Raw genomic sequence first — 6,563 nt, 5'->3', positions numbered from 1 at the left:
CCTCACGGACCGGGACCTGTGCCTCGGCCGACCGCTGGACGAGGTGGTGCTCGCCGCCGTGCGCGGAGGCGCAGGCGCGGTGCAGCTCAGAGAAAAGCACGCCACGTCCCGCGAATTTCTGGAACTGGCCCGCGCCCTTGCTTCGCGCATTCAGCCGCTCGGCATTCCGCTCATCATCAACGACAGGGCCGACATCGCGCTCGCCTGCGGAGCCGCCGGACTGCACGTGGGGCAAAGCGATCTGCCGCCGGAAGACGCGCGCCGCCTCATGGGCCCTAACGCCATTGTCGGCCTCTCCGTGGAAACGCGGGAAGAACTGCTCGCCGCCGAAAGTCTCGACATCGACTACGTGGGGCTCAGCCCCATTTTCGCCACGCCCACCAAAACCGACACCCACACGCCGTGGGGACTGGACGGCCTGCGCTGGGCAAGGGAACACTCCCCGCTCAGACTGGTGGCCATCGGCGGCATTCACGCCCGCAACGCCTCCGAGGTCGTGGCCGCGGGTGCGCACAGTCTGGCCGTGGTTTCGGAACTGTGCTCCGCGCCGGATCCCGAACAGGCGGCCCGCAATCTTCTGACCACGTTCCGCTGATCGCCCGACGCAAAACGGCAAAACACGCCTTTCGGCCCCGCATCCCCACGGATCGGGGCTTTTCTTTTCTCCTCCGGCAAAAACGCGGCGCAAACGGCGCACTCCGGCAACAGGCGGCGCGACGGCGCGGCAGGACGCGTCAGGATGACCGCCCGCCGCGCTTCGCCTCCGCGCTTCTCCCTTCCAAAACGAAAAATCAGCCGACAAAACGCAGTCCTGCGCGCAGGCGCGCTCCGTCACGCCCTCGCAAGGCAGAAAACACAGGATGATAAAGGCAGACGCTCGCGCGCAGGCGCTCGCCACCCTTTGCAAAGCCGAAAGCGCAGGCCGACAAAAAGACCGACCGACGCATTCCCGAAAGAGAATCACGCCGATCGGCCTCTGTTCATCGTTATTCGCAATGTCAAAAACGCCCGTCGCGGGGTGCCGCGCCGCCATCGTCAGTCGCAGCCCCTGCAATGCGCGAACTACAGTTCCTTGGGCTTGAAGAACTTCGACGGCGGCTTGCATTCAGGATCGCCCTGCAAGCAGGGATTGTCCTCGGCGCGCATCGAAAGATAGAGGAAGTAAGCGGCCACCATGCAGCCGGTGAAGTCCGCCAGCGGAATGCTCAGCCACACGCCGGTCAGTCCGAAGAACAGGGGCATGACGAGCAGCGCGGGCACCAGGCATATCATCTGACGGCACAGCGACACCACGCTGGCGATCTTGGCCTGACCGATGGACTGAAAATAGGTACCGATGATGATCTGCGGCCCCACGAAAATGAACAGGCCGCCGGTGATGCGCAGCGCCGTGGTCGAAACTTCCACGAGGGGGCCGTGATCGGTAAAGATGCGCACCAGAAATTCGGGGAAGAACCACGAACCGAGCATGCCCACCAGCGTGATGGCCGTGGCGCTCAGCATGCCGTACTTGAGGGCGAGGCGCACGCGTTCGGGCTTTTTGGCCCCGAAGTTGAAGCCGATGATGGGCTGCATGCCCTGACCGAGACCGATGACGCTCATGGCAAAGAGCATGAGCAGACGGTTCAGGATGCCGAACGCGCCGATGGCGAGATCGCCGCCGTATTCCTTCAGGGCGCGGTTGATGATGACCACCACGATGCAGGCGCAGAAGTTGATGAGAAAGGGCGCCATGCCGATGGCCAGAATTCTGCGGAAGGCCGTCCGGCTCAGCTTCCAGATGTCCTTCTGAAAATGGATGAGCGAACTTTTGCGCATAAAATGCGCCACCAGCCATATGACGGACATGGTCTGACCGGCAATCTGGGCCCAGGCCGCGCCGTACATGCCCCATCCCCACCAGTAGATGAAGACAGGCGAAAAGGCCACGATGCCCACGGAAGAGAGCAGCGCCGTCATCATGGCCGTTTTGGGATAGCCCGTGGCGCGGGCGAGGAAGTTGAAGCCCAGCATGAGAAAGCTCAGGGGCGAGAGCAGAACGAGGGGCATCATGAACTCGTGTGCGTAGCGCAGCGTTTCACCGCTGGCGCCGAAGAACATGAGCAGCGGATCAAGAAAAATCCAGAACACGACGCCGAAGAACAGGCCGAAAATGATTTCCAGCAGCACGGAATGCCCCAGCATGCTGCGGGCCTTTTCCATATCCTTTCTGCCGAGCTCGATGGAACAGAGCGCGGCGCAGCCCACGGCCACCAGCAGGCAGAAGGCCATGAGCAGGTTGACCAGCGGAAACGTGACCGCCATGGCGGCAAGCGCCAGATGTCCCACGCCGTGGCCGATGTAGATGCTGGAAATGATCTGGTTGAGGGCCACGATCACCATGCCCAGAATGGCGGGTATGGAATACTCAAGAAGAAGGCGGCCGACCCCCTTCGTGCCCATTTCGTTGGCTTTCTGGTCCTGACTCATATTCCCTCCGAGACTCGAAGCGACAGACGGAACGCCGAGCGCGTGAAACGACGCATTCGACAAATTAAAGTGCCGAAAGGCGTCGGAAAGACGCCTTGTTGTCGGAAACCTTGTCCGGCGACCGCGACATGCGGCCGCATCACTTCAGAATCAATGATGATGGAGGTTCGCAACTGGCGCGCGAACCCGAAGAAAACGCACAAAAAATCATCGGTGCGGGGCGTATATTCACAAAGTCGGACGAGAAAGGCAAGCGCTTCTTTTGCCGCTTTTCGGGCTACCGCGTTTTTGCGCCGCTCTGAGTATCGGCGTCCCCGCCGTCCGGCGTCTGCACGGACTGCCCGTCCTGGGCCTTGTCCGACGGCCCGGCTTCCGGCTGCTTCGCGTCCGCCTGCTCCGCCTGCTTCAGCGTGGGAATCCCGCTCGTGCGCGGTCCTTCATTAAGGAAGGGCATGGGGGCATCCCAGTCCAGCAGCGCCACTCCGATGAGATAGGAGACCCACGCCGCATATTCCTCGGAGGACCAGTTGAGCACCTTGGTCAGACGACGATGAATGCCCGGCGTGGTGATGCTCCAGTACAGTTCCGCGGCGCGCTCTTCGGAAAGTCCGGGCCGAAGCAGACCGTCTTCGGCCATCTTGTGGACAGACTTGCGGCACTTTTCCAGCAGCATCATGCTCTGATCGTATTCCTGCTCGGCAAACTCCGGCGAAAGCACGCTCATGCCCCGGATGATGTCGAACACGGGCATGGCGTCTTCCATGAGCACGGACATGAAATGCCCGATCTCGCGCACCCGCTCCTTACCGGTCATGATCTGCGGAATGGAGTCGCGCAGCTTGTCGTACTTCTTGGCCTCCACGGTCGTTTCGAGAATGGCCGCCAGCACGCCCTTCTTCGAGCCGCACACCGCATACACGGTCTGCGGAGCCACGCCCGCCTCGCGCGCAATGGCTTCAAGCGTCATGTCGGCGTAGCCCTTTTCCTTCATAAGCTGCATGGCGGCCGCAACAATGCGCGCCTTGGTTACATTCGCCTGTTCCTTTCTGCGGGGGGAATGATAGGCTCGCGTCTTCTTGACCGGCTTTTCGGCTGCGTCTTCTGCGGCTTTTCTGGCCATGGTGGAATCCTCAATATATTGAATAGAATTAAATAATATGATTCAACGTATCCCATCCATGCCCGTTTTTCAATGGTAAAAGCGTCCGTTTTCCCCGGAACGCCCCGCGCGGGATATGGCCCCCGACGTGCGACACTGCAAGAAGACCGGCCCGGTGCGTACCGCGACCGCCGTACCCTGCCGACACGCGAGCTCCAGGCAAGCCGACATCTGTATTGTGCGTGCGCCGCGCCCACGAAAGGCCCGCGCTTCCAGGCATCATCGACAGGCATCGGCCTGCGCCAGGAGGACAAGGCCCGCACGCCCGGGGCAGTTGCAGACCACAGGGCGGGGCGCAAAAACGCGCCGGATCCACGCCGCGCGTCCGGGAAACACATCGGGATTCCGTAGTGACGCCCCGTTTCGTGATCCACGCCGCACGCCCGGGGAATGAAGACGGCGGAAGCGCCCGCAGACGTCATTTTCCCCATGCCTCCGCCCAGCCGCGCATCCGCCCTGCCCCGAGCACACCCCTTCTCCCCTGTCCGCAGAAAAATTCTTGCGGCACAAACGTTTTCGGAACATCCTTCCCTTTGAACGCCCATGAAAATCCGCAGCAGAACCTGCCCGACGCCTTGACAGAAAACAGGTATTTCACTAGAACGAAAGTCTATTGAATATTTGTTGCCAACAGCAGTCACGCGGAAAGCGCCGGGCCTTGTTGCCGTCCTTTCCGTTTTCTGCTGAAATACCGCGCAGGCTGCCCGCTCCACCGCCGGAACGCTCCGGCAAGGCCGATCCCGCCGCCGGGACCACGGAATTTTCTAACCGTTATGGAGTTCGACATGGCTATCACTCTTTACAAGGCTCCCAACTGCATCCGCTGCCGCATCACTCATGAGTTCATGGACGCCAGGGGCATCGCCTACAACAGCTATGACCTTGAAGCCGACAAGGACATCGTGAACGGCTTTTATCGCGCCAACCGCAAGTTCCTGCACCGCAACGAAACCGGCGTGGAATTTCCCATGTTCCATGACGACGACGGCGACGTGGTGCTTCAGGGCACGGGCGTCATCATTGCCTATCTGCTTTCCGGCAAGTCCCTCGGCGACGCCGGAGCCGTCACCGAAAGCAAGATGCTGCACGGCTGGATCTCCGGTCTGAACGTGTCCAAGGTTCCCGCCGGGGAAGAGGATCATTTTGTGGAACTCGTCACGGCGCTTGCCAAGGGCGGACTTCAGGTCGTGCTCGACACCGACGGCCGCAACGCCGCGCTGCTTGAGCGCCTCATCGGCACCGGCTGCCTGACCCGCGTGCGTCTCAACATTCCCGGCCCCGCCTCCGTCTATCCCGCGGCCGCGGGCGGCGACGCTCCTTCCGCCGAAGAGCTCGGCAAGACCATCGCCCTCGTGCGCGACTTCAAGGATCACGTCATCCGTCTGTACCTCGAACCCATCCCGCAGTCCGACGGTTCCTTCGCCTGGCTCTCCCCCGCCGACGCCGCCCTTGCCGGAAAGATGGTGGCCGAAGCCTGCGGCGACATGATGCTGCCCTTCGGCATTCAGGCCACGGCCGAGGTCGTGAAGGGCGTCGAACCGCTGACCAACCTTCTGCCCTACCGCTCCAAGGTTCGTTCCGCCCTTCCCAAGACCGACATCATCAAGGGCGAATAGCAATTCTCCGGCGCGGCGGATTCGTCGCGCCCATCGTCTGCGGAATCGCTCCGCAGACAGGTCGGCATGCGCCCCTCGCTCGGAGCGCACGCCGGGCCGTTTCGGCGGCCGTTCTGCGTTTCTCATGGAAACGCCACATTCTGTTATCAAGGCAGGCAAGATATCATGGCTCTTCGCATCACTGTCATAGGAGCAGGCCCCGGCGGCTACACCGCCGCCTTCGACGCTGCGAGGCGCGGCGCGGAAGTAACGCTTGTGGAATCCAGATGGCTCGGCGGCACGTGCCTCAACTGCGGCTGCATTCCCACCAAAACGCTGAAATCCTCCGCCGAGGCGCTGGAAACCGTACGCCGCGCCGCGGAGTTCGGCATTGCCGGAGCCGGTAATCCCGGCGTGGACATGCCCGCCGTCATCGCCAGAAAGCGCAAGGTCATCGAAACCCTGCGCGGCGGTCTGGAAAAAAGCTGCGCCAAGCTCAAGATCAACGTGGTCATGGGTCGCGGCAAGGTCGTGAACGCCGGTCTTGTGAAGGTCGCCATGCCCGACGGCTCCGAAAAGGACATCGAAGGCGACAAGGTCATCATCGCCACCGGCTCCAACGTGCTGAATCTGCCCTCCCTGCCCCTGGACGGCAAATTCATCCTGTCCAGCGACGACGCGCTCGAACTCGATCACGTGCCCGCGCGTCTCATCATCGTGGGCGGCGGCGTGGTCGGCACCGAGCTTGCTTTCATCTTCCGCGCCTTCGGCAGCGAAGTGACCATCGTGGAAGGTCAGAACCGTCTTCTGCCCGTGCCCTCCGTCGATGAGGAAATGAGCAAGCTGCTGCTGCGCGAAGCCAAGAAGAAGGGCATCAAGGTGGAACTCGCCCGCACCGTGAACGCCACGAAGGTGGAAGACGGCAAGGTCTTTGCCGATCTCGGCCCCTCGCCCTTCCTTGCGCCGGAACTCGTGCCCGCCTCCGCCAAAAAGCCCGCCACGCTGGAAGCCGACTGCATCTTCATGACCATCGGCCGCACGGCCAACAGCGAAGGGCTCGGCCTTGCCGAAGCCGGCATCGCCACCGACAAGCGCGGCTACGTCACGGTGAACGACCATCTGGAAACCTCGGTTCCCGGCGTGTACGCCATCGGCGACATTCTGGGCCCGGCGCGCATCATGCTTGCGCACATGGCCAGCGCCGAAGCGCACGTGGCCGTGGCCAACATCTTCGGCGCGAGCGAAAAGCCGAATTACGACGTGGTTCCTTCCGGCATCTTCTCCTCGCCCGAAATCGGCGACGTGGGCCTGACCGAAGCACAGGCGAAGGACAAGGGCTT

The 6,563-nt window shown here is 62.2% G+C and carries 6 protein-coding genes; 4 read left to right on the top strand and 2 right to left on the bottom strand.

Features of this window, described 5'->3' with window-relative positions; all coding sequences use genetic code 11:
• On the top strand, positions 1 to 595 hold a 595-nt coding region (thiE, locus tag ACZM96_RS08460; RefSeq protein WP_489488513.1), incomplete at its 5' end, for a thiamine phosphate synthase.
• Positions 596 to 1,062: 467 nt separating this feature from the next.
• Here thiE and ACZM96_RS08455 read toward each other — a convergent pair.
• Positions 1,063 to 2,469, bottom strand: a complete 1,407-nt coding sequence (locus ACZM96_RS08455) for an MATE family efflux transporter (protein WP_489488512.1) — start codon at positions 2,467 to 2,469, stop codon at positions 1,063 to 1,065.
• 95 nt (positions 2,470 to 2,564) lie between these two features.
• Between ACZM96_RS08455 and ACZM96_RS08450 the strand changes: the two genes are divergently transcribed.
• The gene (locus ACZM96_RS08450; RefSeq protein WP_489488511.1) at positions 2,565 to 2,771 is read left to right on the top strand and encodes a hypothetical protein; all 207 of its coding nucleotides are present in this window, start codon (positions 2,565 to 2,567) and stop codon (positions 2,769 to 2,771) included.
• Here ACZM96_RS08450 and ACZM96_RS08445 read toward each other — a convergent pair.
• Positions 2,747 to 3,589: a TetR/AcrR family transcriptional regulator gene (locus tag ACZM96_RS08445; protein WP_489488510.1), complete on the bottom strand. Its 843-nt coding sequence runs from the start codon at positions 3,587 to 3,589 to the stop codon at positions 2,747 to 2,749. The genes ACZM96_RS08450 and ACZM96_RS08445 overlap by 25 nt on opposite strands.
• Positions 3,590 to 4,413: 824 nt before the next feature.
• Here ACZM96_RS08445 and ACZM96_RS08440 point away from each other — a divergent pair.
• On the top strand, positions 4,414 to 5,244 hold the full coding sequence (locus ACZM96_RS08440) for a thioredoxin domain-containing protein (RefSeq protein ID WP_489488508.1): 831 nt from the start codon (positions 4,414 to 4,416) through the stop codon (positions 5,242 to 5,244).
• A 165-nt stretch (positions 5,245 to 5,409) separates the two neighbouring features.
• A partial coding sequence (locus tag ACZM96_RS08435; protein ID WP_489488506.1) for a dihydrolipoyl dehydrogenase family protein occupies positions 5,410 to 6,563 on the top strand: 1,154 nt, incomplete at its 3' end.

It is taken from the genome of Mailhella sp., from assembly GCF_057866825.1.
The sequence above is the reverse complement of the archived record's forward strand: the minus strand, read 5'-3'. Positions and strand labels throughout refer to the sequence as shown.

Coding starts and splice junctions, on each gene's coding strand:
- ACZM96_RS08455 (WP_489488512.1), bottom strand. CDS start 2,469: ATGAGTCAGGACCAGAAAGCCAACGAAATGGGCACGAAGGGGGTCGGC.
- ACZM96_RS08440 (WP_489488508.1), top strand. CDS start 4,414: ATGGCTATCACTCTTTACAAGGCTCCCAACTGCATCCGCTGCCGCATC.
- ACZM96_RS08445 (WP_489488510.1), bottom strand. CDS start 3,589: ATGGCCAGAAAAGCCGCAGAAGACGCAGCCGAAAAGCCGGTCAAGAAG.